The sequence below is a fragment of the Nitrospirillum pindoramense genome (assembly GCF_007827955.1).
In the GTDB taxonomy this organism is placed as follows: Bacteria; Pseudomonadota; Alphaproteobacteria; order Azospirillales; family Azospirillaceae; genus Nitrospirillum; species Nitrospirillum amazonense_B.
Genome location: NZ_VITR01000002.1, coordinates 166749 through 192158, shown reverse-complemented (window position 1 = coordinate 192158; position 25410 = coordinate 166749). Strand labels below are relative to the sequence as shown.

General features: G+C 67.7%; 23 protein-coding genes. 8 read left to right on the top strand and 15 right to left on the bottom strand.

Annotated elements, in window-relative coordinates; translation table 11 throughout:
• Positions 1-69: 69 nt before the first annotated feature.
• The 9 genes from FBZ90_RS03455 to FBZ90_RS03415 form a co-directional block, all read right to left on the bottom strand.
• Entirely contained in the window at positions 70-1020 is a 951-nt protein-coding gene (locus FBZ90_RS03455; RefSeq protein ID WP_246130131.1) for a WD40/YVTN/BNR-like repeat-containing protein, read from the bottom strand.
• 211 nt (positions 1021-1231) lie between these two features.
• Positions 1232-3457, bottom strand: coding sequence for a DUF1302 domain-containing protein (locus tag FBZ90_RS03450; RefSeq protein ID WP_186455588.1), 2226 nt, complete (start codon positions 3455-3457; stop codon positions 1232-1234).
• Positions 3458-3695: 238 nt separating this feature from the next.
• The gene (locus FBZ90_RS03445) at positions 3696-6704 is read right to left on the bottom strand and encodes an EAL domain-containing protein (protein WP_145729637.1); all 3009 of its coding nucleotides are present in this window, start codon (positions 6702-6704) and stop codon (positions 3696-3698) included.
• Positions 6705-6830: 126 nt separating this feature from the next.
• Positions 6831-7229: a hypothetical protein gene (locus tag FBZ90_RS03440; protein WP_145729636.1), complete on the bottom strand. Its 399-nt coding sequence runs from the start codon at positions 7227-7229 to the stop codon at positions 6831-6833.
• Between the two features lie 62 nt (positions 7230-7291).
• Complete coding sequence (locus tag FBZ90_RS03435) at positions 7292-7711, bottom strand: VOC family protein (protein ID WP_040844566.1); 420 nt, start codon at positions 7709-7711, stop codon at positions 7292-7294.
• A 110-nt stretch (positions 7712-7821) separates the two neighbouring features.
• Positions 7822-8604: a GIN domain-containing protein gene (locus FBZ90_RS03430; RefSeq protein ID WP_145729635.1), complete on the bottom strand. Its 783-nt coding sequence runs from the start codon at positions 8602-8604 to the stop codon at positions 7822-7824.
• A gap of 180 nt (positions 8605-8784) precedes the next feature.
• On the bottom strand, positions 8785-11043 hold the full coding sequence (ligA, locus tag FBZ90_RS03425; protein ID WP_145729634.1) for an NAD-dependent DNA ligase LigA: 2259 nt from the start codon (positions 11041-11043) through the stop codon (positions 8785-8787).
• Between the two features lie 54 nt (positions 11044-11097).
• Positions 11098-12780 carry a DNA repair protein RecN gene (gene recN, locus FBZ90_RS03420; RefSeq protein WP_145729633.1) on the bottom strand — a complete coding sequence of 561 codons (1683 nt, stop codon included), beginning with the start codon at positions 12778-12780 and terminating at the stop codon, positions 11098-11100.
• Between the two features lie 113 nt (positions 12781-12893).
• Entirely contained in the window at positions 12894-13940 is a 1047-nt protein-coding gene (locus tag FBZ90_RS03415; protein WP_338121698.1) for an outer membrane protein assembly factor BamD, read from the bottom strand.
• Between the two features lie 300 nt (positions 13941-14240).
• Between FBZ90_RS03415 and FBZ90_RS03410 the strand changes: the two genes are divergently transcribed.
• The 8 genes from FBZ90_RS03410 to FBZ90_RS27700 all read left to right on the top strand — a co-directional run bounded on the left by FBZ90_RS03410 (position 14241) and on the right by FBZ90_RS27700 (position 17459).
• Positions 14241-15158, top strand: a complete 918-nt coding sequence (locus FBZ90_RS03410; RefSeq protein WP_145729631.1) for a hypothetical protein — start codon at positions 14241-14243, stop codon at positions 15156-15158.
• A gap of 242 nt (positions 15159-15400) precedes the next feature.
• Positions 15401-15538: a hypothetical protein gene (locus FBZ90_RS27730; protein ID WP_186455587.1), complete on the top strand. Its 138-nt coding sequence runs from the start codon at positions 15401-15403 to the stop codon at positions 15536-15538.
• Between the two features lie 32 nt (positions 15539-15570).
• Positions 15571-15717, top strand: a complete 147-nt coding sequence (locus FBZ90_RS27725) for a hypothetical protein (protein ID WP_186455586.1) — start codon at positions 15571-15573, stop codon at positions 15715-15717.
• A gap of 67 nt (positions 15718-15784) precedes the next feature.
• Positions 15785-15925, top strand: coding sequence for a hypothetical protein (locus FBZ90_RS27720; protein WP_186455585.1), 141 nt, complete (start codon positions 15785-15787; stop codon positions 15923-15925).
• 354 nt (positions 15926-16279) lie between these two features.
• Positions 16280-16417, top strand: coding sequence for a hypothetical protein (locus FBZ90_RS27715; RefSeq protein WP_186455584.1), 138 nt, complete (start codon positions 16280-16282; stop codon positions 16415-16417).
• A 77-nt stretch (positions 16418-16494) separates the two neighbouring features.
• Positions 16495-16632: a hypothetical protein gene (locus FBZ90_RS27710; protein ID WP_186455582.1), complete on the top strand. Its 138-nt coding sequence runs from the start codon at positions 16495-16497 to the stop codon at positions 16630-16632.
• A gap of 474 nt (positions 16633-17106) precedes the next feature.
• Positions 17107-17244: a hypothetical protein gene (locus FBZ90_RS27705; protein ID WP_186455583.1), complete on the top strand. Its 138-nt coding sequence runs from the start codon at positions 17107-17109 to the stop codon at positions 17242-17244.
• Between the two features lie 77 nt (positions 17245-17321).
• Complete coding sequence (locus FBZ90_RS27700; protein WP_186455582.1) at positions 17322-17459, top strand: hypothetical protein; 138 nt, start codon at positions 17322-17324, stop codon at positions 17457-17459.
• A gap of 180 nt (positions 17460-17639) precedes the next feature.
• Here FBZ90_RS27700 and lpxC read toward each other — a convergent pair whose 3' ends face one another.
• From lpxC to murB, 6 genes are all read right to left on the bottom strand, one after another.
• The gene (gene lpxC, locus FBZ90_RS03405) at positions 17640-18596 is read right to left on the bottom strand and encodes a UDP-3-O-acyl-N-acetylglucosamine deacetylase (protein WP_145729630.1); all 957 of its coding nucleotides are present in this window, start codon (positions 18594-18596) and stop codon (positions 17640-17642) included.
• Positions 18597-19089: 493 nt separating this feature from the next.
• Positions 19090-20856 (bottom strand): cell division protein FtsZ, encoded by a 1767-nt coding sequence (gene ftsZ, locus FBZ90_RS03400; protein WP_145729629.1) that lies wholly within the window; start codon positions 20854-20856, stop codon positions 19090-19092.
• A gap of 157 nt (positions 20857-21013) precedes the next feature.
• A complete protein-coding gene (gene ftsA, locus FBZ90_RS03395; protein ID WP_145729628.1) occupies positions 21014-22291 on the bottom strand; it encodes a cell division protein FtsA in 1278 nt (425 codons plus the stop codon).
• A 13-nt stretch (positions 22292-22304) separates the two neighbouring features.
• A complete protein-coding gene (locus tag FBZ90_RS03390) occupies positions 22305-23267 on the bottom strand; it encodes a cell division protein FtsQ/DivIB (protein WP_145729627.1) in 963 nt (320 codons plus the stop codon).
• The gene (locus tag FBZ90_RS03385; RefSeq protein ID WP_145729626.1) at positions 23255-24187 is read right to left on the bottom strand and encodes a D-alanine--D-alanine ligase; all 933 of its coding nucleotides are present in this window, start codon (positions 24185-24187) and stop codon (positions 23255-23257) included. The genes FBZ90_RS03390 and FBZ90_RS03385 overlap by 13 nt, the downstream gene beginning before the upstream one ends.
• A gap of 248 nt (positions 24188-24435) precedes the next feature.
• A complete protein-coding gene (gene murB, locus FBZ90_RS03380) occupies positions 24436-25410 on the bottom strand; it encodes a UDP-N-acetylmuramate dehydrogenase (RefSeq protein WP_338121697.1) in 975 nt (324 codons plus the stop codon).

Below are 25410 nucleotides of genomic sequence, written 5' to 3'. Positions count from 1 at the left end.
GGGCACTCGGGGGAAACGGGGAAACCGGAAAGGGCGTAAGCGGCCGGCGGGCCGGACTGTCAGGGGGCTTTAGGGCAGCGCGCCCGCCAGCTTGGGCCCCTCGTCGCCCAGCAGGACCAGACTGCCGTCGGCGCCCCGCACCGCGTCGGCGAGGGCCAGGCGATCGGGCCGGTAGCTCAATGTGAAGCTGCCGCCGCCGTCGGCGCTGTTCAACACCGTGCCCAGGGCGCCCACCAGCACGACATGGCGGTTCGGGGTGGCGACCCCGCCCATCAGGCCAGCCTTGGTGCCGGTATCGATGGCCTGCCAGTTCTGCCCGCCATCGGTGGAGCGGAAGGCGTGGCCTTGCAGGCCGAACACCAGGACGGTCTTGTCGTCCACCATCAGGCCACCGAACAGCGAGCCCTCATAGGGCAGGGCCCGCTTGGTCCAAGTGTGGCCCTTGTCCGGGCTGGTGTAAACGCCGCCGGCCTCGCCCACCACCATGCGGGTGTCGCCGCCGGTGGCGAAGATGGCGTTGAGGTGCAGGTCGTCGTCGGTGATGCGGCGCTTGGTCCAGGTCTTGCCGCCATCGGCCGTTTCCAGGAACAGGCCGTAGGCCCCCACCGCGATGCCATGGTCGGCATCGTCGAACAGCACGTCCATCAAGGGCTGTTCCCAGTCGGGCGCGAAGTTCTGCAGGGTCCAGCTTTCGCCGCCATCGGTCGTGTGCAGGATGGTGGCGTCGTGGCCCACGGCCCAGCCCTGCTTGGCGTCGATGAAGCGCACGCCGGTCAAGGTGGCGTTGGCCGGGGCCGGCACCTGGCGCCAGCTGTGGCCGTTGTCGTCGGACAGCAGGATGTGCCCGCGTTCCCCCACCGCCACCAGCCGCGTACCCGCCAGCGTCCCGGCCAGGATCAGAGAGCGCGGGGCGAGGGGGGCCAGCAGCGCCGGGATGGGGGCATTGGCGGCCGGGGTCTTCGCGGCGATGGGCGCGGTGACCTTGATGGCGGACGATGAGGGGCTGTCGCCGGTCGCCATCTCCCTCGCTCTTAGGTTGTCCCCAGGGGCGAGGCTGGAAGCCAGGACCAGGGACAGGGCGCCGGTGGCAAGCCGGGCGGCGAGGGGGCGGCATCTCATCATTCAAGTCGCCTGCCACCTCTCGGCGGCCGACGCCCATAAAACCGGGAAAGGGATTCTGCTCTGTCACGGGCCGCCGAGGGAAATCCGGCGGTCCCGTGACGGCGCAGGATTAGAAGGAATACTTCAGGCTGAAGCTGATGAAGTCACGATCGTTGATCAGGTTGAAGTCACCACCGCCGAAGAAGTTGGTGTAGTTCACATCGGCCGACCACTTGTCCAGGAAGGTGGCGGTCAGGCCCACCGACACGGCCTTGCGGCCATCGATGAAGGTGCCGACGGGCAGCGGCGTGGTGCCGTGGACGTCATGCTCCCACACGATGCGCGGCATCAGGTTGACGCCGCCGATGGCGTTCAGATAGTCGAAGCGGGCGACGATGCGGTAACCCCAGGAGAACTCGGTGCCGAAGCCGCTGGTGGCCACGCTGTCCATGCCGCCCAGGCCCAGGAAGTTGGCGTTGCCGCCCACATTGGTCCCCGTGCCGCTGAAATGCACGCCATCGGGCATGTTGTGCACGATGTCGGCGCCCACCTCGCCCAACAGGATGACCTGGCTGGCGCCCATCATGGGCGGCAGGTCCTTGGTGAAGGTCATCTGCACCTGGCTGATGTCGTAGCGGCCATAGCCCTGGATGGTGCTGCCGAACAGGCGGGACGCGCTCTGCTCGATTTCCGCCGTCGTCGTGCCCTGGATGCCGCCCAGGCGCTTGATCAGCGCGTTGGTGTTGAAGATGTGGGCGGCGGCGGTGGCCGCCTGCTGGGCACCGGCGGTGGCGCCGGCGGTGCGGCCGGCGGCGGCGCCCTGGGCGGCACCCGCAGCCTGGGCCGCGGTAAGCGACGCCGGCCCGCCGGCGGCGGCGATGGCGGCCTGCACCTGGGCCTGCACCGGGGCCGGCAGCGAGCTGAAGCTGGTGCCCACCAGGGACGGGGCGGCGACGGACAGGACCCGGTTCACCGCCGTCTGATAGGCGGCGGTGGCCGCGGCGGTGCCCTGGGCGGCACCCTGCGAGGCGCCCAGGGCCGCGCCCTGCTGCGTGCCGGTCTGGATGAAGCCGAAGACCGAGGGTGCGGCCAGCATGGCCTGCAGCACGTCCACGGCGTCATACTGCAAGGGTTGGCCCTGGCGGAACGAGTATTCGCCCTGGATGGCGATGCCTTCAACACTGGTGTTGAAGCTGACGCCGTACATCTTGATGTCGTTGACATAGTCGGCGTAGTAGCCGCTGTGGTTGCTGAACGTCTCGGGGTTTGAGGCGAAGTCACCGAAGCTGCCCACCTTCACCGACAGGTCGGGCACCCGGTTGTTGTACTTCATGAAGAAGAAGCCAAAGTCGGTGTCGTCCAGTTCCGGCACCGAATAGTGGACGCCGAAGCCGAACTGCCCGTCGTCGCGGCCGTTGTGGTCGTTCAGGCGCGGCACGTTGGTGCCGAACGGGGCGATGGGGGTGACCTGGCCCAGGATGGGGTTCTTGACGGTGCCGTTGGTCTCGATGGCGCCCTGGAAGGGGCTGTCCTTGGCCAGCGGGTTGCCGAAGGGCAGGGACAGGTAGCGGGCGCCCGGTGACAGCGCGTCGTCGCTGCTGAAATAGGTGCCCGCCGGGTCCAGCAGCGTCTTCTCCCATTTGAACTGGTAGAAGGCTTCCAGGCTGAGGTTGTTGGTCAGGCCCAGGTTGGCGCTGATCATCGGCACCGGCAGGAACACTTCCTTCAGTTCCGTGCCGGGCTGGTGCAGCGCCGAGACGTCCACCGGGTTGATGGCGTTGATGCCGTTGGGAATGAAGGTGCTTTCACCCCAGCTCAGCACCTGGTTGCCGACGCGCATGCTGAGCGACGTGCCGCCACCCAGGTCGAAGTTGCCATAGGCGTAGGCGTCCAGCAGCCGGGCGTAGGCCGCCGACTGGTCGCGGGCGGTGGAACTCAGCGTGAAGGCGCCGGTGCGGGCGCCGGCCGTGCTGTTCGCATCGTTGTTGATGGGGTCGTAGAAGAAGGTCGCGCGGCCGAAGAAGCCGATGTTGTCGTAGTCCAGCTTCAGTTCATTGGTCATGCGGCCGGTGGTCGACACCAGGCCGGTGCCGTAGTTCAGGTCGCCGTTGTCCTGGTTGATGGAGGCGGCGTTGCCGCCGTTGGCCTTGCCCACCAGGTTCTTGTCACGCTCCTGCACGCGGATCAGGCCGCCGAAGGTCAAGGTGGTGTTGAAGCTGCCCTGAAGGTCGCCGGAATTGAAGTCCAGGGCGCGTGCCGGCATCGACGCGAATAGCGACGTGCCCAGCGCGGCAACGCTGACGCCTGTCAGAATGCGAGATTTCAGGCACGACTTTCCAAAGACGTTCGCCACCATGCGTCTTTCCTCCCAGTACGTTATTTTTTGAGACGCGGCCGTTCCTGGCATTCCTGTCAGGGACCGTGTCCAGCCTCTCTGGGCAAAGAGTCGGTTTTCCCGCCCGGCTCGTCAAGCATTGATGAGCAGGATCAAGGGATTCCGGGCCGAATAGGGCAAATCTGCAACGCCGTTCAACTCGGATTCCGGGGGGCTGGCGGGGGTGTTTGGAGGGTTGCCAGTAGGCGTCAAGCCGGGTTCAGGAGGCGACCGCCTGCATCTTTGTCGGCTTCAAAAAAGTTTTGCAGAAGTCGTCCGCGGGACGCGGTTTTGAGAAGAAGAAGCCCTGAAGCTGGTCGCATTGGTGCCGGCGCAGAAAGTCCAGCTGCTCTTCCGTCTCGATTCCCTCCGCCACAACCGTCAGGCCCAACTGCCGTCCCATGGCGATGATGGTGGCGGCGATGGCGGCGGTGTCGGTGTTCGACGTGGCCTCCGACACGAAGGACCGGTCGATCTTCAGCGTGGTGATGGGCAGCCGGCGCAGATAGGACAGCGAGGAATAGCCCGTGCCGAAATCGTCGATGGCGATGGAGATGCCCTGCGACCGCAATTCCGCCAGGGTGTCGGCGATGTAGGCCAGGTTGGACATCATCGCCGTTTCGGTGATCTCCAACTCCAGGAACTCCGGCCCCACACCATACTCCTGCAGCAGCTGGCGCACCCGTTCCGCGAACTGCCCGGACGACAGTTGGCGGACGGAGACGTTGACGGCCACGGGCAGGGGTTGCAGTCCTTGCTCTTGCCAGGTGCGGATCTGGGCCAGGGCGGTGCGCATCACCCATTCGCCGATGGGCACGATCAGGCCGTTCTCCTCCGCCATGGGGATGAAGCGGGCGGGGGAAACCGAGCCCATCTCCGGATGGTTCCAGCGGATCAGGGCCTCGGTGCCCACCGGATTCAGTGTTTCGAGGTCGATCTTGGGCTGGTAGTGCAGGCTGAACTGGTTGAGGTCCAGGGCCTCGCGCAGCGCGTGCTCCATGGACAGGCGGGCCACCGCCTCCTCGTTCATGCGCGGGGTGAAGAACTGATAGCTGTTGCCGCCCGCCGCCTTGGCATTGTCCATGGCGGTGGCGGCGTCGCGCAGCAGGGCGTCGGTGTCCGTGGCGTCGCCCGGGAACAGGCTGATGCCGATGGACGTGGTGATGAACAACTGCTGGCCATCGATGGCGAAGGGCCGGGTCAGGCCCACCAGGATGGCCTCGGCGATGCGGGCGGCCACCTGCGGCTCCGGCAAATCCTCCGCGATCACCATGAACTCGTCGGCCCCCATGCGGCCCACCGTGTCGGCGGCGCGCACGCAGGACACCAGGCGTTGGCCCAGGGCGCGCAGCAGCTTGTCGCCCACCTGGCTGCCCAGGCTGTCGTTGACCAGTTTGAAGCGGTCCAGGTCCATGACCAGCACGGCGACGGAGGTGCCCTTGCGGGCGCCGTGGGCGATGGCGTGCTGCAATCGGTCCTGCAGCAAGGTGCGGTTGGCCAGGCCGGTCAGGGGGTCGTGGGTACTAACGTACAGCAGCTGCTCCTCGAAGCGCTTGCGGTCGGTCACGTCGGTCATGGTGCCGGTGAAGCGCACGGGGCGGCCCCGCTCGTCCCGGATGGCCAGGCCGCGCGCCTCGATCCACAGCCAGCTGCCATCGCTTTTGCGTAGGCGGAAGACGCTGAGATAGTCGCCGCTGTCCCCGGACAGATAGCGCTCGATGGTGCTCATGGTCGCTGGGGCGTCGTCCGGGTGCAGCAGCGCTTCCAGCGGCTTGTCGTGCCAGGGGCTGGCGCCGCCGGGATAGCCCAGCATCTCCAGGAACTCCGGGCTCCACCACGTCAGGCCGGTGGCGAAGTCGGCGTCGAACACGCCGGAGCGGGTGGCGCTGACGGCCTGCTTCAGCCGCTCCTCGCTTTCCCGCAAGGCCCGTTCCGACCGTTTGCGCTGGGTGATGTCCTGGACGACGCAGATGGCGGTGCGACGATCGCCCAGCCGCATCTGGCTGACGCCGAAGGCCATGGCGAAGGTGGTGCCGTCCTGCCGGCGGCCCTGCACCTCCGCCCGCTGCTCGCCGCCATGGCTGCCCCCCTGGCGGCGCAGGCAGGCCATCAGTTCCGTCGAAACGCGCGGCCAATCCTCATCGGCGATGAAGCCGACGAAGGGCTGGCCCGCCGCCTGGCCCGGCTCATAGCCGAACAGCAGGTGGGCCGCGCGGTTCATGGTGGCGACCCGCAAATCCTCATCCAGGGTGATGATGCCATCGGCCACGTTGTCCATGATGCCGGACAGATGCGTCTCTCGCTCGCGCAGGCGGGCCTCCACCCGTTCGCACTCCACCAGCGCCCGGTCGAATTCCAGCAGCAGGTCATTGGTGGTGCGGGCCAGCAGGCCCAGCTCGTCATCAGCATGCTGCGGGGGCACGGTCAGCAGCACATCGGCCGGACGGCGGGCATCCACCGCGGCGATGCCGTGGGTCAGCCGCAGGAAGGGCTTGGACAGCGAGATGTAGAAGACCACGACCAGGATCAGGGCCACCGTCCACACCAGGCCGACGCCCAGCACGATGGCGGAACGACGGAAGAAATCCAGCGCGATCAGGTAGCGGTCGACGCTGACCTTCAGCACGCCCACGTTCTGGTTATGGCGCTCGATCACCAGTTGAATCGAGAAGGTCTTCTCTTGCGGCAGCAGGATCTCCGCCAGCCATTTCAGCCCACCTTCCGCTTCCGGCCGGTCCTTGGCGGCCAACTGGTTGCCGAAGTCCTCATAGATCACGGCGTGATACAGTGGCCGGTATTCGAACAAGCCGGTCAGAACCCGTTCCGCCAGCGCCTGGTCGAAGGCGTAGGCCGCCTCCGCTGCCGGCTGGCGCGCCGTGCTCAGCACCTGCTGCACCAGCTGATCGGTCTGCTGCTCGACATTGAACAGGTCATAGGTGATCTGGGCGGTGTTGAGGATGACGCCCAGCGCCAGGGTCAGCAGCGCCGTGTTGCGCGCCTGCTTGTACGAGAGGCGCTTGCGCAGCGGCAGCCGCCCCTTCCCGCCGTCGCCGCCCTTGCCGTCCGGCGCCGTGCCTGTACCGGTGTGTTGGGGGTCCGTATGTTGGGAAGCCGTGTCCTGGGGGCGCGCTCCATCGTGGGGGGCACCGTTGGTGACGGCGTGCGCGGTACCGAACCGCGCCAGGATTCGGGACGACGACGGTGCCTCGGAGGACGGTGGGGGCGTCATGCCAACCTTCTGGTCACGGGGCGTTCACGGGCGGCAGGGGCGGCGACACCGCCCCTGGGTCGACCTTAAGACTTATGGGGGGCCGGAGTCTCGCACTTCTGTATGATTGACCCGCTGGGATAGGTGTCAGCGACCCTCCACGATGTTGCGGAAAATCTTGAGCCATTCGTCCGCGGTAGCCCGTTTGCGGAAGCTGACGACAAGTGGTTGGGGGAAGCGGCGCGCCCGGAGGGTCATCTCGAAATGCTGGTCCTTGGCCTGGTAGCGCCAAGCCGTCAGATCCTTGGCCGCCAGCAGCACGGGTGGTCGTCCGCCCAGGCCCTTGCCGATCACCGCGACCAGCCCGCGCGCCTCATCGGCGGCGATGCCGGTGCCCTCATGCGCGTGGCGTTCGGTGATGGTGAAACCGTCCAGCGCGTCGAAGCGGCGGAAAATCTCCCCTTCCGACGGGCCACGCGTCGCCAGCCAGGCGACCAGCGCCAGGACCAGCCCCACCCCCATGACGGTCAGCACGATCAACAGCATGGGGTATGGATAGAATGAACGGGCGCCCCCCGCAACCCTGCGCTGCGGGAGGCGCTTTTCCCTTACCAGGACCCGGTGTTGGGCATGGAGGCCCAGGGTTCCTGCGGGGGCAGGGCGTCGCCGGCCTGCAGCAGCTCGATCGAGATCTGGTCGGGGGAGCGGACGAAGGCCATGTGGCCATCGCGCGGCGGGCGGTTGATGGTGACGCCCGCGTCCATCAGACGCTGGCACGTGGCATAGATGTCATCCACGGCGAAGGCCAGATGGCCGAAGTTGCGGCCGCCGGTATAGACCTCCGGATCCCAGTTCCATGTCAGCTCGACCTCCGATTCCGGGGAGCCGGGGGCAGCCAGGTAGACCAGGGTGAAGCGCCCCTTCTCGTAATCGCGGCGGCGCACCAGTTCCAGCCCCAGCTTGTTGACGTAGAAGTCCAGCGAGGCGTCCAGGTCGGTGACGCGGACCATGGTATGCAGGTATTTCATCGACGCATTCCCGGATGATGGCGTGTGCGCCGACCTTAGGCCCTTGGTCGCAAGGACGAAAGCCCACCGGTTTCCCGGCGGGCTTTTTCCGATGGCACCAGGGGGGCGGCTCAGCGGCCGTTGCGGATATGCACCTGACCGGACCCGTGCTGGCTGATGGACTGGTTGGTGGCGACCCCGTCCAGGGTGAAGTCGCCAGAACCGGCGATGTCCACCGACAGGGGGTCGGCCTTGCCGGCATGAATGGTGACGTTGCCGCTGCCGTGGATTTCAGCCGACACCGCGCCGTTGACCGAGGCCATGTCGACATTGCCCGAACCGCTGATTTCCAGCGACACCGCGCCGCTCGTCTTGCCGGTGCGCACTTTGCCGGAGCCCTTGATCTCCACCGAGACGGCCTTGGCGACGTCGCCCACGGTGATATCGCCACTGCCTGTCACGTCCAAAGCGGCCGCCTGCACCCGTCCCACGGTGATGGAGCCGGAGTGCAGATCCGCCACTGCCAAATCGGCGTTCAAGTCACCGGCGGTCAGGTCCCCGACGAAATCATCGACCGACAGGGCGGTGCCGGCGGGCAGGGTGACGCTGACCTTCATGAAGTCGCGGTCGCTGTAGTGTTCGTGGTGGCGGTGCTCCTGCTCCACCTTGGCCTTGTCACCCTCGCTGTGGAAGGACAGGCGGTTCACCTGGTCATCATCGCCGGTGGCGGTGACGGTGATCTCCTTGGCGGAGGGCGATACCGTGATTTCGACATGGGCCACCAGGCCCTCCAGCTCCAGCGTGCGGCCATGCAGGGTCTGCGGGCCGACGCTGGCGGCTTGGGCCGGGACGGCCAAGGGCAGGGCGGACAGGACGACGAAGGCGGCGGCCAGGCGGTGGGGCATACGAGACATGGAACGGGATTCTCCCTCACGGATGGGTCCGGCCCGGATGTCGTCCGGGCAGTCGACACCCTTTACGCAAGGGGTATGCCAATGCCGAAGCCGGCGGAAAGCCTGGGGCGGGAGCCCATAGGCGACAAGTGAACGGCGATTTAATCGCCGTTCAGGCCAGTCGCGTGGCGAATCTCGCGATTATTCCGGCGCGGCGGTCTTGCCGCTGATGAGGTCCACCCACTCCTGTTCTGTCAGGATGGTCAGGCCCAGTTCACGCGCCTTGGTGGCTTTGGAGCCCGCGTCGGCACCGACGACGACATAGTCGGTCTTGGCGCTGACGGAACCCGCGACCTTGGCGCCCAGGCTCTCCGCCTTGGCCTTGGCCTCGCTGCGGCCCATGGTTTCCAGCGTGCCGGTGAACACCACGGTCTTGCCCACGACGGGGGAGCCGGTGGTGCTGGGCCGCTGGTAGGTCTCCACGGTGATCTGGGCCAGCAGGCGGTCCAATAGGGCGCGGTTATGCTCTTCGCGGAAGAAGGCCATCATGTCGTCGGCCACGCCCACGCCGATCTGCTCGATGGCGCACAGCTCGGCATAGGCCTCGCCCACCAGTTCCGGCTTGCGCTCCGTGGGCTGGGCCGCCCGTTCCTGCGCCGCCTTGATCATGGATTCCTGCCAGTGGTCCACCGTCAGGTAGTGGCGGGCCAGCAGCTTGGCCGTGGCCTCGCCCACCTGGCGGATGCCCAGGGCATAGATAAGGCGGTCCAGGCCGATGGTGCGGCGGGCCTCGATGGCCGCGAACAGCTTCTCCACCGACTTCTTGCCGAAGCCGGTCATGGTGACGATGCGGTCCAGCCGCTCGTCCTCCCGCTTTTCCAGGGTGAAGATATCGGCGGGTTCGCGGATGCGTCCCTGGCTGAAGAACAGCCGCATGCGCTCGATGCCCAGGCCCTCGATGTCGAAGGCCAGGCGGCTGGTGAAGTGGATGAGGCGCTCCACCGCCTGCGCCGGGCAGATCAGGCCGCCGGTGCAGCGGCGCACCACGCCGTCGGGTTCGGCGGCCGTTTCAATGGACTCGCCCGGCGGGGCTTCGGCCGCGTCCGTTCCGCCTTCCACGGCGGCCATTTCCGCCGCCATGTCCGCCTTCTCGGCCGTGGAACGCACGGCCAGGCTGCCGCAGGCGGGGCAATGGGTGGGGAATTCATAGGGCTTGGCGTCGGCCGGGCGCAGGGACGCTACCGAACTCACGATCTGCGGGATGACGTCGCCGGCGCGCTGGACGATGACCGTATCGCCCACCCGCACGTCCTTGCGGCGGATCTCATCCTCGTTGTGCAGGGTGGCGCGGGAGACGACGACGCCGCCGACGGTGATGGGCTCCAGCTCCGCCACCGGGGTCAGGGCGCCGGTGCGGCCCACCTGGATGCTGATGGCCTTGAGGATGGTCTGCGCCTGTTCCGCAGGATACTTGTGCGCCGTCGCCCAGCGCGGCGTGCGGGTGCGGAAGCCCAGGCGCTCCTGCAGATCCAGCCGGTCCACCTTGTAGACCACGCCGTCGATGTCGAAGGGCAGGGTGGCCCGCTGGGCGCCGATGGCACGGTAATAGTCCAGCAACTCCTCCGCCGTGCGGCACAGGCGCGATGGCTCGCTGAGGGTGAAGCCCAGCTCGGCCAGGCGCTGGCGGCTTTCCGACTGGGTGGTGCCCAGCGGCTCCGACAGCTCCCCCCAGGTATAGGCGAAGAAACGCAGGGGCCGGCCGGCCGTGATGCTGGCGTCCAACTGGCGCAAGGACCCGGCGGCGGCGTTGCGTGGATTGGCGAAGACTTTCTCGCCCTTCTCCGCCTGGGCCTTGTTGAGCGCCAGGAAGTCCTCGCGCCGCATATAGACCTCGCCCCGCACCTCCAGGACGGCCGGGGTCCCTTTTCCGGAAACTGGGCCCGTCAGCGTGTTGGGGATGTCGTCGATGGTGCGCACGTTGGCGGTGACGTCCTCGCCCTCCGCCCCGTCGCCGCGCGTGGCGGCCTGCACCAGCCGGCCGTCCTCATAGCGGATGGACAGGGACAGGCCGTCGATCTTGGGTTCCGCCACGAAGTCCAGCGGGGCCTCGTCATCCAGCACCAGGAAGCGGCGGATGCTGGCGACGAAGTCGGTGACGTCCTCGTCCTCGAAGGCGTTGCCCAGCGACAGCATGGGCACCCTGTGCTTCACCTTGCCGAATCCGGCGGCCGGGGCGGCACCCACCGTGGCCGTGGGGCTGTGGGCGCCGGCCAGCGTCGGGAAATGCTTCTCCAGGGCCGCCAGGCGCTTTTCCAGCGCGTCATACGCGGCGTCGGAAATCTCCGGCGCGTCCTTCTGGTAATAGAGGGCGCGGTGGTGCGTGATTTCCGCCACCAGGCGGGCATGTTCCGCCTGGGCATCCTCAGGCGTCAGGGTGTCGATGGCTTGCGTGGCGGCCATGGCATGTACTCAGGCAGAGGCGAGGGGGCAAAGGCGGAGAGAGGGGCGCCGGGCTCAGCCGGCGGCCATCAGTTCGGACGCGGCGGCGCGGGCGGCGGCGGTGATCTCGGCGCCCGACAGCATGCGGGCGATCTCCTCCCGCCGCTCCTCGGGCGATAACATGACCACGTCGGTGGTGGTCTTGCCGGCGGCCACGCGCTTGCGCACGTTCAGATGCTGCTGGCCGCGCGCCGCGACCTGCGGGCTGTGCGTCACCACCAGCACCTGGACACCGGCGCCCAGGCGGGCCAGGCGCTCGCCCACGGCGTTGGCCACGGCGCCACCGATGCCGGTGTCGACCTCGTCGAACACCAGGGTGGGCACGGTGCCGACCTGGGCCAGGATGACCTTCAGCGCCAGCATGAAGCGGGCGAGTTCGCCCCCGGACGCGATCTTGGCCAGCGGGCCCGGCGGGGCGCCCGGGTTGGTTGCGACGGTGAAGGCCACGCGGTCGCCGCCGCCAGGTCCCCAGTCGGCCTCCGCCACCGCCTCCACGGCGGTGACGAAGCGGGCCCTGTCCAGCTTCAACGGCGCCAGTTCGGCCATCACGGCCTTGTCCAGCTTTCCCGCGGCCTTGCGCCGCTCCTCCGTCAGGGCGGTGGCGGCGGTGGCATAGGCCTGCTTGGCCTCGGCGGCGTCCTTGGCCAGGCGGGTCAGCAGGTCGCCCTGATCCTCGATCAGCGACAGCCGCCGGGCGAAGTCGGCGCGCAAGGTCGCCAGGCCGGCCACGGCGATGCCATGCTTGCGGGCGCAGGCGCGCAGGGCGAACAACCGTTCCTCCAGCTTTTCCAGGCTGGCGCCGTCATGGTCCATGTCGCTGGCCATGACCTGAAGGGTGCGCGCGGCCTCCCCGATCTCGGCGGCGGCCTGGTCCAGGATGGCGATCAGCGGGTCCAACTGGCCGGCGGCCTTGTCGGCCACGCGGGTCAGGTGGCGCAGGGCGTTGGCAAGGGCGCGTTCCGCGCCGCGCTCGCCGGAGATTTCGCCGGCCGCCCCCGTCAACGCCTCCACCAGCTTTTCCCGGTGCATCATGACGGCGCGCTTTTCCGCCAGCGCCTCTTCCTCATTGTCCTTGGGGTCCAGCGCGTCCAACTCGGCCAGCGCATGGCGGACGTAGTCCTCCTCCTCGCGCGCCCGGGCGGCTTCGCGGTCGGCGTCGGCCCGCGCCGTTTCCGCCGCCTGCCAGGCGCGGTAGAGCGCGGTCAGGGCGGCGCGCTTCGGCGCCAGCCCGGCGTAATCGTCCAGCAGGTCGCGGTGGGTCAGCGGGTTCAGCAGGCCATGGGTGTCGAATTGCCCATGCACCTCCACCAGCGTCTCGCCGATCCGGCGCAACAGCGCCACGCCAACCGGCTGGTCATTGATAAAGGCGCGGGAGCGGCCATCGGCGGTGACGGTGCGACGCAGGACCAGCGTGGTGTCGGCGTCCAGATCCTGTTCACGCAGCAGGGTCAGCGCGGGATGGCTGTCGCCGCCCTTGGCGAAGGCGCCCAGGTCGAACTCCGCCACCACCGTCGCCTGGTCCGCGCCATGGCGCACCAGGCCGCTGTCGCCCCGGCCGCCCAGCGCCAGGCCGAGCGCGTCCAGCAGGATGGACTTGCCGGCGCCGGTCTCGCCGGTCAGCACGCACAAGCCTTGGCCGAACGACAGGTTCAGCCGTTCGATCAGGACCACGTCACGGATCGAGAGGGACGCCAGCATGGCACTCACCCGGTTTTGCGAGCCTTGGGACGATACTCCCCAGACGACAAGGGCCCCGGACCGATCCGCGACCGATCCGGAGCCCCGCTGTCGGGATATGATTTTTCTAGGGCTTAATCGCCGAAAAGCCAACCCAAGAAGCCACGGCTCTTGCCTTCCTGACGGGGCTTGTCGGCTTTCTCGTCCGTCGGCTTCTGGTCGGCGGGCTTGTCGGCCGCCGGGGCCGCTTGGTCCGCCGGCGTCGCGCCGGCCGCCGGGGCGGCACCCACGGCGGAAGCGCCCGCTGCCGGAACGCCCGCCGGGGGAGTGCCGGTGGGGGCGACGGCATCGGCCGGGGCCTTGGCGGTCAGGTTGACCGGGATGATCCGCGGCTTGGGCAGATCCTTCATCAGGTCGTAGGTGTTCTGGTACCAGTCGCTGCCCGGGTAGTTATAGCCCAGCACGGCGGCGGCCTTGCGCGCCTCATCCAGCATGCCCAGGGACAGGTAGACCTCCACCAGGCGGTGCAGGGCCTCCGGCACATGGCTGGTGCTCTGGTACTGGTCCACCACCTGGCGGAAGCGCTTCATGGCGGCCAGGTTCAGGCCCACGCTCTGGTAATAGCGGCCGATGTCCATTTCCTTGCCCGCCAGATGGTCGCGGGTCAGGTCGATCTTCAGCTTGGCGTCGCGGGCGTAGGGGCTGTTGGGGAAGCGGCGGATCACCTCTTCCAGGGCCTTCAGCGACTGCACGGTCGGGGTCTGGTCGCGCCGCACGTCGGAGATCTGCTCATAATAGCAGAGGCCCTTCAGGTAATAGGCGTAGGCGACGTTGGGGTTGCCGGGGTGCAGGCTGATGAAGCGGTCCAGCGAGCCGATGGCCTCTTCATACTTGTTGGCCTGGTAATAGGCGTAGGCCGCCATCAGCTCGGCGCGCATGGCCCAGGTGGAGTAGGGGTGCTGCTGCTCCACGGCACCGAACAGCAGGGCCGCCTTCTGGTATTCGCCCCGGTCGATGGCGTTGCCGGCTTCGGAATAGATTTGCTCCACCGGGCGCTCGATGTAGGGCGCCTCCTTCTCATCGCTGGAGCAGGCCGCGACCGCGAGCAGCGCCACGGGGGCGGCGAGCGGGACCAGGCGGCGGAGGCGACGGGGCGACAAGGCAATGCGAGGGAAGGACAAGGGCATCTTCTCGGAGCGGAATAGGCGGCGGGATGCGCGACGGCGTGTTATAGCACGGTCATCCCGCCCATCGCCAAGCGGCACATTGTCGGGCGAACAGCGAATTTTTTCAAAAAACCCGTCCGCTCGACAGGGGGGGATGCCGTTCCCCCACCCTACACGGGCGTATAGGATTGGCCCTGGCGGGGCATTTTCGCCTCGACAGGCGCGTTCGATGGCGCTGGATGTGCGATACGTCAATCTCCACTTTACTATTTGGACGCTATCGTAAAACGCCTCCCAGGACAGCTTCCCATCGCCATGTTCGACAAGTCGGCCAAGCCCAACGTCACGGAATTCCGCTTCGCGCACCCGGCGTTGTGCCTGCCCAATTCCTTTTTCACGCTCAGCCACGGTGAGCCGGTGCTGCAGGTCGACCTGGGCGACGCCCGGGGCGCCATACCCTTGCGCCAAGTGTCGCAGATGTTCGCCATCGCGCCCGACAGCGGCGACGGCCAGTTGCTGGGCATGATCGCGCAAAGCCTGAAGTTCGTGCGCATCATCCATAATGGCGACCGCATCCCGTCGGAAATCCTGGACGGCAGCGCCAGCTGGTCCATTGAACCCCGCCACCGCGACATGGCTTTCCTCAAGATCGGCGGCTCCCTGCTGAAGGCCATCGCCGGCGCGCGCGACACCGCCACCCTGGATGAGAGCGAGGAAGCCAAGCGCCGCATGCGGGAGCAGGCGGCGGAGATCGCCGCTCTGGTCGGCCTGGCGGTGGAGCGCAAGCAGGAGGTGGTGGACAGGGTGGAGGTACTGGCCAATGAGCTGGCCTTCCTCGAGGCGCTGCGGGAGTACTTCAAGCCCGTGTTCGACATCGGCCGCAAGCTGCGCGAGATGCAGAAGCTGGCGCGCGGTGACCGGGAGCTGGACCACCAGCTGCGGCGCATCCAGTCCCTGCTGAAGGTGCCGGTGGACAAATACCGCGGCTGGTTCGATGAGGTGGAGGCCGGGACCGGCGAAGCCGTGGCCGCGCTGAAGCAGTTCGACGGCACGGTCGCCATGCTGCGCCGTCACCGCGACAACCTGCACTTCGAAACCCTGGCCTGGGAGGACATTCCCCAGCGCTGGAAGTCCGTGGATCCGGCCAAGGACGAGGCGATGCTGGAGATCGGCCGCCTCTATCGTTTCCTGGCCTCCCGCTATCTCGATACCAAGGTGTGGTTCGGCGCCTGAGCGGTGCCGATGTCCAGCGGCGGACGATAAAACTGTCCGTTTGCGGACAGTGGGCGATTCCGTACGCTGAAATGGTAGCCGTATTTGCCAAATGTGGCGAATGCGGCCATTTAGTGGCGACCGCTAGTCAATGACCCATAAACCTTAAGCCGTGACCGACGGAAATCCGCGGGTTTCGGCGGTTGGCACACCCCTTGCTGATAAGGGGTCATCCTCACCAACCGCCTCCGATGGAGAAAAACATGTCGTCCTTCACCGCCGCGCCCCGCACCGCTTCCTTCCGCTTTTTCAAGTACTTGCCCAGCACCGACCTCATCGAGTCCGTCGCCATGCTGGCCGTGGCGCTGGTGATCAGCGTCAGCGTCAACGCGATGCTTTGATCCAGACAGCTTGACCGAAGGGAAACGCCATCATGACCATCCTGACCGTCCCCCGTCGCGCCGCCGCCCGCCGTACTGTCGTCCCTGGCCTGATGAGTCGCCTGACCGGCCTGGTCGAAACCGCCGGCATGCTGGGCGTCGCCGCCGTCATCGCGCTCTGCATCAACGCCATGCTGTAAGCCTGACCGATCACCGTTCAACCGCCGCCCGACCCGCGGCCCGCCAGAAGAGAAGGGGATAGCCATTATGACCACCATCACGACCAGCCATACCGCTAGCCGCACCGCCACCCCTAACCTGATGAGCCGCATGACCGGTCTGGTTGAGGTCGCCGGCATGCTGGGTGTCGCCGCCATCATCGCGCTGTGCATCAACGCCATGCTGTGACACCGCTGAATAATCCGCGCGCCCTGCCGTGATGGGGCGCGCTGGCCGGGGTTCCGGCGCAAACGAAAAGGCCTTCTTCCCAAATGTGGAAGAGGGCCTTTCGCTTTTGGGCTGGGCGGTGGCGTCCGCCGGCGGACAGCGCGGGGTGTCCGTATACGGACAGTGTTCGTCACCGCACAGCGGGAGGTATCTGAAATCGCCACTAAATCGTCATTAAGGCAAAAATCTGGCGATGCTGTGGCGAGGGTGTGGGGCGACAGGGTCTAAACCCCAGGATTTCCGCCATTTCGAATGGTTGGCACACCCCTTGCTAATATAGGGACATCACCGACCAACGCACCGATGGAGACAGAAATGACCGCCTTCACCGCTTCCAGCCGCACCGCTTCCTTCCGTTTTTTCAAGGGGTTGCCCGACATCGCCGTTGTCGAGGGCGTGGCCATGATGGCCGTGGCCCTGCTGATCGCCGCCAGCATCAACGCCATGCTGTAACCGCCGTCAGACCCGCTGCTTCCTGCCAACCGACCATCGCCCGACCAGCGATCATCATTCAAAAGGGGACCAAGATCATGACCACCGCCGCCATCACCGCCACCGAAACCGCCGTCACCACCGGCTTCGCCGCCCGCCTGTCCGCCATCGTCGAGACCGCCGGCATGCTGTCCATCGCCGCTGTCATGGCCCTGTGCATCAATGCCATGCTGTGAGACCAGGCTGATCAATCGCGCGCCCTGCTGGGATTGGGGCGCGCCGGCCGGGGTTCCGGCACAATCGAAAAGGCCTTCTTTCCGCTGGGGAAGAGGGCCTTTCGCTTTTGGGCGTCAGGGTTGGGCGCCGCCGTAGTGGCCCTCTTCGAAAAACCAAACGCCCCGCTTTTCTCCCTGAAGCATCGGTGCATAAGCCCTTCCGAGGGAGGTCTGTTGTGCGGAGCCTGGCGCGTCCTACGCCATCGTCCGCCCGTGAACACTGGGAGTGTCCGTAATCGGACAGTGTCCATTCCTGCACGGAACGAAGTGGTTCATTCTAACACTAAGTTGCCATTGAGGCTAAATTCTGGCGGCCGCGTGGCGTGGAGGTGGTGGATGGAGGCTCAAACCCCAGGCTTCCCGCCATTTCGATGAGTTGGCACGGCCCTTGCTTTTATAGGGACATCACCGACCAACGCACCGATGGAGACAGAAATGACCGCCTTCGCCGCTTCCAGCCGCACCGCTTCCTTCCGCTTTTTCAAGGTGTTGCCCGACATCGCCGTTGTCGAGGGCGTGGCCATGATGGCCGTGGCCCTGCTGATCGCCGCCAGCATCAACGCCATGCTGTAACCGCCGCCGGACCCGCCACTTCCTGCCAACCGACCATCGCCCGACCAGCGATCATCATTCAAAAGGGGACCAAGATCATGACCACCGCCGCCATCACCGCCACCGAAACCGCCGTCACCACCGGCTTCGCCGCCCGCCTGTCCGCCATCGTCGAGACCGCCGGCATGCTGTCCATCGCCGCCGTCATGGCCCTGTGCATCAATGCCATGCTGTGAGGGGCGCGCCGATCCAGACCTGGCGGCCGGGCAGTCCCGGCCGGAAACGGAAAAGGCCTTCTTCCCGAGATGGGGAAGGAGGCCTTTTCGTTTGAGGCTCAGTTATTGGTGTTTGTTTGATTCTGGTGCTTGTTGGCCGGACGGAGAACGGCGTGGTTTCGTCTGATCTGTAATGACGGATCAGGCGGTGGCGGCCAGGCGCGGACGCTCCCAGGCCGGAACGAAGGCGGCATCCACCTCTTCGACGATCTCGTAAGCGGAGGCGTCGGCGAACAGGGCATGCAGCAGCTTGTTGTTCAGGGCGTGGCCCGACCGGATGCCGGAGTAGTGACCGACGATGGCGTGACCCGCCATGTACAGGTCGCCCACGGCGTCCAGGATCTTGTGGCGCACGAACTCGTCATCGAAGCGCAGGCCACCCTCATTCAGGACGCGGTCGCCGTCGATGACAATGGCGTTGTCCATGGAACCGCCCCGGGCCAGGCCGGCACGGCGCAGCATGTCCACTTCCTGCAGGAAGCCGAAGGTGCGGGCCTCGGCCACCTCATCCTTGAAGCTTTCGGCTTCCAGCCGGACGAAACCTTCCTGGCGGCGCACGGCGGCGCTGGCGAAGTCGATCTCGAACGCGAAGCTGGAGCCCGAGGCGGGGGTCAGGGTGGCGACCTTCTCGCCCTCCACCACCGACACGGGGCGCAGCACGCGGATGACGCGGCGGGCGGCGTCCTGCTGGGCGATGCCGGCGCATTCGATCAGGAACACGAAGGGGGCGGCGCTGCCGTCCATGATGGGAACTTCGGCGCCGTCCAGGTCGATGACCAGGTTGTCGATGCCGCAGCCACGCAGGGCCGACATGACATGCTCAACCGTGCCCACCGTCGCGCCGGTGGCGTTGGCCACCACCGTGCACAGGCGGGTGTCCACCACCGCGTCCCAGCGGGCTGGGACGGTGGCCTGGGCCTCCGTCGCGCCGCCGCGCAGCAGATCCACCCGACGGAAGACGATGCCGGTGTTCACCGGCGCCGGGCGCATCGTCATGGCAACGGGCAGGCCGGAATGCAGGCCGACACCGGTGCAATTGATGGGGGCCTTCAGCGTCTGCTGGCGGGCGGCGATGATGGGTTCACGATCGGCGTACACGGTTCCAACTTCCTTATTCGGCCGTGATACGGATGGGCCGGGGCCTTTCCTGCATCACGCTCGCCCCAAGGTTTCATCCCTGGGGGCTTGGGTTCGGACGGGGAGGGACGGAGCGGGCGGTCCAACCGTGACTGCCTCAATCGCGACTGCGAGCCCTGTCATCCACGTCCGGCGACCGGTCCGGCTTGCGGTCTAATTTTCGACCGTGCCGCCTTGCCGCCTTGGGCTTGACCCTCCGCCTTGGCTTTCACCGCGTGTTGCGGTGCATCCAAAGCGGAACGTCACGCTGCCTAAGTAACAACGTAGGCGCCAGGCATCAAATCACTCTTTGTTACCGAATGTTACGCGGCGCTATGCGTATCTACTTGAGCACAAATGCAATTTCGCCTTCTTTTCGCCGCAAATGAAAAGGGCCGCTTCCCTGCGGGGGGCGGCCCTCGACATGATGCAATGCAGTGATGCCAGTCACACGACGGGCATCAATTCACCAGGGTCAGTTCGCCTGGCGACGCAGGAAAGCGGGGATGTCCAGCGAGCTGTCCTCGCCCGGAGCGCGGCCCAGGCCCGGCTCCTGGTGGACGGCGGGGGCGGGTTGGCGGGGTGCCATCTGCGGGGCCGGGGCGTGCTGCTGCACCGGCTGCTGATGTTGGACCTGCGGGGCATGCTGCTGCGGCGTGTAATGCGCGGCGGGGGCCGGCTGGCGCGGCATCGGCTGCGGGTGCTGGACCTGCGGGGCCGGGGCCGGCTCGTCGCCGCCAAAGCCGAACATGCGCTGGAAGATGCCCTTCTTGCGCGGCTCCGCCTGCGGCGGTGCGTAACGCTCAGGGTTGGGCGCACCCAGGCGCGGACCGGCATCGGCCGGACGCGGCGGGATGAAGCCGCCGGCGCCGCGCTCGCCACGCAGGGCACCCGGGGCCGGCGCGCGCATCGGCACCTCGGCACGGGGGGCGGGCTGCTCGGCCACCGGCTCCGGCCCCATCTCGGCGACCGGCGCGGGTGTCGTCTCAACCGGGCTGTAGGGTGACGGCGCGGATACGGCCATCTGCGGCGCCGGGGCGGCGGCCGCGACCGGGGCCGCGGCGGGCGTTGCGGCCGGCGCGGTCGGGGCGGAGGCCGTGGCCGTGGGCGCCACCGGGGCCGGCGTCAGCGTGGAGTGATAGCTGGCCGTGGCGGGGCGCACCGGCGTGCTGACCGACGGCGTGGTCGCCGGGGCGGGGGCGCGGCGCACGGCGCTGGTGCTGACGACCGACAATTGCGGAGCGGCCGGCTGCTGGCGCGGCTGCTGGCCGGCCAGGGTCTCGATGCCCGTGGCCACGACCGACACCCGCATCTTGCCATCCAACTGGGCGTCGAAGGTGGAGCCGAAGATGATGTTGGCGTCGGGGTCGACCTCGTCGCGGATGCGGTTGGCCGCCTCATCCACCTCGAACAGGGTCATGTCGTAGCCGCCGGTGATGTTGATCAGGACGCCGCGGGCACCCTTCATCGACACGTCGTCCAGCAGTGGGTTGCTGATGGCGGCCTCCGCGGCCTCCACGGCCCGGCGCTCACCGGTGGCCTCGCCCGTGCCCATCATGGCCTTGCCCATCTCCGTCATCACGGTGCGGATGTCGGCGAAGTCCAGGTTGATCAGGCCGGGCATGACCATCAGGTCGGTCACGCCGCGCACGCCGGAGTGCAGCACGTCGTCGGCCATCTTGAAGGCGTCGGCGAACGTGGTCTTCTCATTCGCCACCCGGAACAGGTTCTGGTTGGGAATGATGATCAGCGTGTCAACGTAGCCGGCCAGCTCATTGATGCCGGATTCGGCGATGCGCATGCGGTGCGCGCCTTCGAAGTGGAAGGGCTTGGTCACCACGCCCACGGTCAGGATGCCCTGTTCCCGCGCGGCGCGCGCGATCACCGGGGCGGCGCCCGTGCCCGTGCCACCGCCCATGCCGGCGGTGATGAAGCACATGTTGGTGCCTTCCAGGTAGGAGAGGATCTCCTCCAGCTGCTCCTCGGCGGCGGCCCGGCCCACGTCCGGGCGCGAGCCGGCGCCCAGGCCGCGGGTGATGGTGCTGCCCAGCTGCAGGCGCTTGGTCGCCTCGCTGCCGGTCAACGCCTGCGCGTCGGTGTTGGCGACCACGAACTCCACCCCTTCCAGGTTGGAGCGGATCATGTTGTTGACGGCGTTGCCGCCGGCGCCGCCGACACCGAACACGGTGATGCGCGGGCGGGTCAGCACTTCCACCGGCGGAATGGTGACTTTGATGGTCATGGCGTTGTCCCCTTTGCGGAGCGTCCGGAATACGGTGCGGTTAGGTCTTTGGTGTGTTTCGGTCTTCGACCGACGGATCGGGGGCCGGTACATCGACCCGTCCTGGCGGACGGGCGCGATGGGGGCGGCCTGAATTTCTGCAGGGAGATGGCCGGGGTCATAAGTTGTCCCTCAGCCAGTTGCCCATGCGGCCCAGCCAGCCGGTGCCGGCGGGCTCCATCAAGGGGGCCAAGGCCGGGGCCTCGGCATGTTGTTGCACGGCGTAGGCCAGCAGGCCGGCGGCGGCGGAGAAGGCGGGGCCCCCCACGGATTCCGCCAGGCCGCCGATGCGCAAGGGGCGGCCCAGCCGCACCTGCTTGTCCAGCACCTGCTGGGCCAGCTCGCGCATGCCGGGCAGCTGGCTGGCGCCGCCGGTCAGCACCACGCGGCGGCCGGCCAGCTTGGCGAAACCCGAGGCGTCCAGGCGGCCACGCACGAACTCGAACACCTCCTCCAGCCGGGGCTGGATGATGCCGACCAGCAGGGACTTCGGGACGTGGTGGGCCTGGGCCCGGTCCTCTTCCCCGATCTGCGGCACGTCGATGATCTCGCGCTCGTCCGATGGGGCGGGCAGGGCGCTGCCGTACAGGGTCTTCAGCCGCTCCGCATGGGCCAGCGGCGTGGTCAGCCCCCGGGCGATGTCGCTGGTGACATGGCTGCCGCCGATGGGCACGCTGTCCGTCCACACCATCTTGCCGTCGAAGAAGACGGAGATGCTGGTGGTGCCACCGCCCATGTCGATCAGGGTGACGCCCAGGTCCATCTCATCCTCCACCAGGCAGGACAGGCCTGCGGCGAAGGGGGACATGACGAAGCCTTCCACACCCAGGTGGCAGCGGCCGACGCATGAGTTGAGGTTGCGCACCGGGCCGGCTGCCGCCGTCACCACATGCAGGCGCACGCCCAGCCTCTCCCCCACCATGCCGCGGGGATCGCGGATGCCGCTGGAGCCGTCCACCGTGTAGCCCACGGGGATGGAGTGGATCAGCTCCGCGTCGGCGGAGACGTTCAGGTTGCGGGCATGGGCCAGCGCCCGGCGCAGATCATGGTCGGTGATCTCGGATCCCGAGATGCCCGTTTCCACCGTCAGAGTCTGGCTTTCCGGCTGGCCGCCGGACAGGCCCACCAGCACCTCGCGGATCTGCTCGCCGGCCATGGTCTCGGCGGCATGGACGGCCGTGCCGATGGCGGTCTCCGCCGCCTCCATGTCCACGATGGCGCCGGCGCGCACGCCGCGCGACACCTGGTGGCCGATGCCGACCACGCGGATGGCCCCGGGCTCCTCCACCCGGGCGATGAAGCACACGACCTTGCTGCTGCCCACGTCGAGCGCCGCGATGGTGCCGCCGCGCGCCACGCGCTTGGGCTTGGACCGGCCGGTTACGGTGAATGCCATGGTCTGGTCCGCCTCAGTTCTTCTTCGCCGCCGCCTGGGCGGCCGCCTGGCGCTTTTTGTCCGCTGCCTTCGCCGCCGCTTTGGCCGCGATCGCGGCGGGCGACGCCTGGACAACAAGCCGGTCCGGCACGCGCAGGTCGATGGCGACCACATCGCGTTCCAAAATCTTGTCCGATGCTTCAAGGGCGGCCAGCTGATGGATGGCCGCGTCGTAATTCAATTCCGGCAGGCGCACTTCCATCCCGCCCTTGAGGTGCAGGTCCCAGCGCCGGGCGCCCACCAGCACGGCGGCGTCGACGCGGGACTGGATGGCGGGCTCGGACGCCAGCGCCGCCAGCAGGGCACGGCCCTGCTTGGGGGCACCCTCGCCGACCAGGATGGGCAGGTTGGGGAAGTGATCCAGATTGTGGTCGGTCAGCACCGTGCCTTCGGCATCGACCAGGGCCAGCTTCTGCTCGCGCTGCCAGATGGCCATGGGCTGGCGTTCCGTCAGCACGACGAACAGGGTGTCGGGCAGGCGCCGCTCGATACGGGCGCTGGCGATCCAGGGGATCTGCTCCAGCTGCTTGCGCGCCGCGTGCGGGTCGAAGCCCAGGATGGGCGAACCGCGCTCTACGCCCAGCGCCGCCAGGACCTGGGCGCCGTCGGTTTCCTTGCGGCCCTTGACCAGCACTTCCTGCACCTGCAGGCCGCCGCGGGCGGTGATGTCCAGGAAGGCGGCGTCCACGGCGTTGCCGGCGGCGGTCAGCTTGCCGCTGGCCCAGCCCCAAAGCGCAAGGCCGCCGACCAGGGCCAGCGGCACGATGATGGTGGCCCGGCGGCCCAGGAACTGTTGCCAGCGCGGAACGGCGCGGCGGCGGTTGGCGGCCTGGGCGGCCTTCTGCGTCGTCCGCCGCGTCTCGTACGCGATGCGGCTGCGCGGGGTGTCGCCCTCGGGGAACAGCCCGGGGCTGGAGGGATGGGTCACCCGTGGCATGCCGCGTGCTCCACAATCCAGCCGCACAGGTCGGCGTAGCTGAGGCCAACGTAAGCCGCCTGTTCCGGCAGCAGCGACAGGGGCGTGAAGCCCGGCTGGGTGTTGGTTTCCAGGAAGCAGAGGCCGGTGACGCCGGGCTTGCCGTCATCCCAGCGGAAGTCGCTGCGGCTGACGCCGCTGCAGCCCAGGGTCTGGTGGGCCAGCAGCGCCAGGCGCTTGGCCTCCTCCGCCACCTCGGCCGGGATCTGGGCCGGGCAGACGTGGACGGCGTGGCCCTCGGTGTACTTGGCCGTGTAGTCGAAGAACTCGGTGCTGGCCACGATCTCGGTCACGGTCAGGGCGCGGTCGCCCACCACACCCACGGTCAACTCCCGACCGGGGATGAACTTCTCCACCATCACGGTGTCGCCGTAGACCCAATGCTCCGCCTCGACGGCCGGCCCGTTGTGGCCGGCATGGACGATGCGCACGCCGACGCTGGAGCCTTCGTCCACCGGCTTGATGACGTAGGGCGGTTCCATGACGTGGCCGACCAGCACCGCCTCGCGGGTGGCGATGACGTCCTCGGCGATGGGCATGCCCACGGTGCCCAGCACCCGCTTGGTCATGGCCTTGTCCATGGCGACGGCGGAGGCCATGACGCCGGAATGGGTGTAGGGCACGCCCAGATATTCCAGGACGCCCTGGATCATGCCGTCCTCACCGCCGCGCCCGTGCAGGGCATTGAAAACGACGTCCGGCTTGGGCGTCAGGGCCGCCAGCAGGCCGGCCAGGTCGCGCTGCACATCCACGGCGCGCACGACATATCCCTTGGATTCCAAGGCGGTGACGATGGACGCGCCGCTGACAAGCGACACCTCGCGCTCGGCAGACCACCCGCCCATCAGGACGGTGACATGCTTAGGCTGGTGACCACTCATCAAACGGCTCCCTATCGGCTGAGGCGGTTCAGCCAGGCGACACAATCCCTAGAGGATAGCCCACCTTTGCAGAACCGCTGGGAAACGCAACATTTTGTGAGTTTCTTGGCGCCTCTTTTTGAAAACCGCTAGCTATAGCGTTGAAATGTCCAGGCCGCTGCAACCGGGGTATAACTACCCTTAGTCTTTCCCTATGTCCTCCGGATGGGTCGAAAATCGACTCGGGCTCCAGAGGTTGCTGCACCCGCTCAGGACTGATTCGCAGGCGTGTCACACGTGTCCAAGGGCACCCCGATGCGGCGGATTTCCCAGCGCAAGGTGATGCCCGAGGTTTCCAGGACGCGGCGGCGCACTTCCTCGCCCAGGGCCTCGATATCGGCCGCGGTGGCGTCGCCCAGGTTCAGCATGAAATTGGCGTGCTTTTCCGACATCTGGGCGCCGCCCACCACCAGGCCGCGGCAGCCGGCCTTGTCCACCAGGGCCCAGGCCTTCTCCCCTGGTGGGTTGGCGAAGGTGGAGCCGCCGGTACGGGCGCGCACGGGCTGGCTGGCGGCGCGCGCGGCCGCGATCTCCTCCATGCGGGTCTGGATGGCGGCTTTGTCGCCGGCCGTCCCGCGCAGGGTGGCGGCGGTGAAGATCACGTCCTCCGGCACGCCGCAGTGGCGGTAGGTCAGGTGCAGCGCGTCGCGGCTGTAGTCGTGGCGGGTGCCCTGGCGGTCGATGCCCACGGCGCTTTCGATCACGTCCACCGTTTCCCCGCCATAGGCGCCGCCGTTCATGCGGATGGCGCCCCCGATGGTGCCGGGGATGCCGGACAGGAACTCCAGCCCCGACAGGCCGGCGGCCTGCGCCGTCTGCGCCACGGTCAGGTCCAGGGCGCCGGCGCCGGCGTGGACCCGGTCACCCTCGACGGAAACCTGGGCGAAGCTGCCGCCCAGGCGGACGACCACGCCCCGCACGCCGCCGTCGCGGACCAGCAGGTTGCTGGCGACACCGATGACGGTGATCGGCACGTCGGCCGGGCAGCCGGCGAGGAATTGGGCCAGGTCGTCCTCGTCCGCTGGGCGGAACAGCACGTCGGCCGGGCCGCCCACGCGGAACCATGTCAGGGGGCCCAGGGGCGCATCTGGCGTCAGGCGGCCGCGCACGGTCGGCAGGCGGCGCAGCAGGGCGGTGCCCCGGCTGACCTCTCCTTCATCCATCGTGCGCCGTTCCGCCATCAT

Bases quoted from the DNA above. Each gene is read 5' to 3' on its own strand.
- FBZ90_RS27700 (WP_186455582.1), top strand. From the start codon at position 17,322: ATGACCACCGCCGCCATCACCGCCACCGAAACCGCCGTCACCACCGGC.
- FBZ90_RS27710 (WP_186455582.1), top strand. From the start codon at position 16,495: ATGACCACCGCCGCCATCACCGCCACCGAAACCGCCGTCACCACCGGC.
- FBZ90_RS03390 (WP_145729627.1), bottom strand. From the start codon at position 23,267: ATGCCACGGGTGACCCATCCCTCCAGCCCCGGGCTGTTCCCCGAGGGC.
- FBZ90_RS03410 (WP_145729631.1), top strand. From the start codon at position 14,241: ATGTTCGACAAGTCGGCCAAGCCCAACGTCACGGAATTCCGCTTCGCG.
- FBZ90_RS03445 (WP_145729637.1), bottom strand. From the start codon at position 6,704: ATGACGCCCCCACCGTCCTCCGAGGCACCGTCGTCGTCCCGAATCCTG.
- FBZ90_RS27725 (WP_186455586.1), top strand. From the start codon at position 15,571: ATGACCATCCTGACCGTCCCCCGTCGCGCCGCCGCCCGCCGTACTGTC.
- FBZ90_RS03430 (WP_145729635.1), bottom strand. From the start codon at position 8,604: ATGTCTCGTATGCCCCACCGCCTGGCCGCCGCCTTCGTCGTCCTGTCC.
- FBZ90_RS03440 (WP_145729636.1), bottom strand. From the start codon at position 7,229: ATGCTGTTGATCGTGCTGACCGTCATGGGGGTGGGGCTGGTCCTGGCG.
- FBZ90_RS03385 (WP_145729626.1), bottom strand. From the start codon at position 24,187: ATGAGTGGTCACCAGCCTAAGCATGTCACCGTCCTGATGGGCGGGTGG.
- FBZ90_RS27705 (WP_186455583.1), top strand. From the start codon at position 17,107: ATGACCGCCTTCGCCGCTTCCAGCCGCACCGCTTCCTTCCGCTTTTTC.
- FBZ90_RS27720 (WP_186455585.1), top strand. From the start codon at position 15,785: ATGACCACCATCACGACCAGCCATACCGCTAGCCGCACCGCCACCCCT.
- FBZ90_RS03450 (WP_186455588.1), bottom strand. From the start codon at position 3,457: ATGGTGGCGAACGTCTTTGGAAAGTCGTGCCTGAAATCTCGCATTCTG.
- FBZ90_RS03455 (WP_246130131.1), bottom strand. From the start codon at position 1,020: ATGGCGACCGGCGACAGCCCCTCATCGTCCGCCATCAAGGTCACCGCG.
- FBZ90_RS03435 (WP_040844566.1), bottom strand. From the start codon at position 7,711: ATGAAATACCTGCATACCATGGTCCGCGTCACCGACCTGGACGCCTCG.
- murB (WP_338121697.1), bottom strand. From the start codon at position 25,410: ATGATGGCGGAACGGCGCACGATGGATGAAGGAGAGGTCAGCCGGGGC.
- ftsA (WP_145729628.1), bottom strand. From the start codon at position 22,291: ATGGCATTCACCGTAACCGGCCGGTCCAAGCCCAAGCGCGTGGCGCGC.
- ftsZ (WP_145729629.1), bottom strand. From the start codon at position 20,856: ATGACCATCAAAGTCACCATTCCGCCGGTGGAAGTGCTGACCCGCCCG.
- ligA (WP_145729634.1), bottom strand. From the start codon at position 11,043: ATGGCCGCCACGCAAGCCATCGACACCCTGACGCCTGAGGATGCCCAG.
- FBZ90_RS27730 (WP_186455587.1), top strand. From the start codon at position 15,401: ATGTCGTCCTTCACCGCCGCGCCCCGCACCGCTTCCTTCCGCTTTTTC.
- recN (WP_145729633.1), bottom strand. From the start codon at position 12,780: ATGCTGGCGTCCCTCTCGATCCGTGACGTGGTCCTGATCGAACGGCTG.
- FBZ90_RS27715 (WP_186455584.1), top strand. From the start codon at position 16,280: ATGACCGCCTTCACCGCTTCCAGCCGCACCGCTTCCTTCCGTTTTTTC.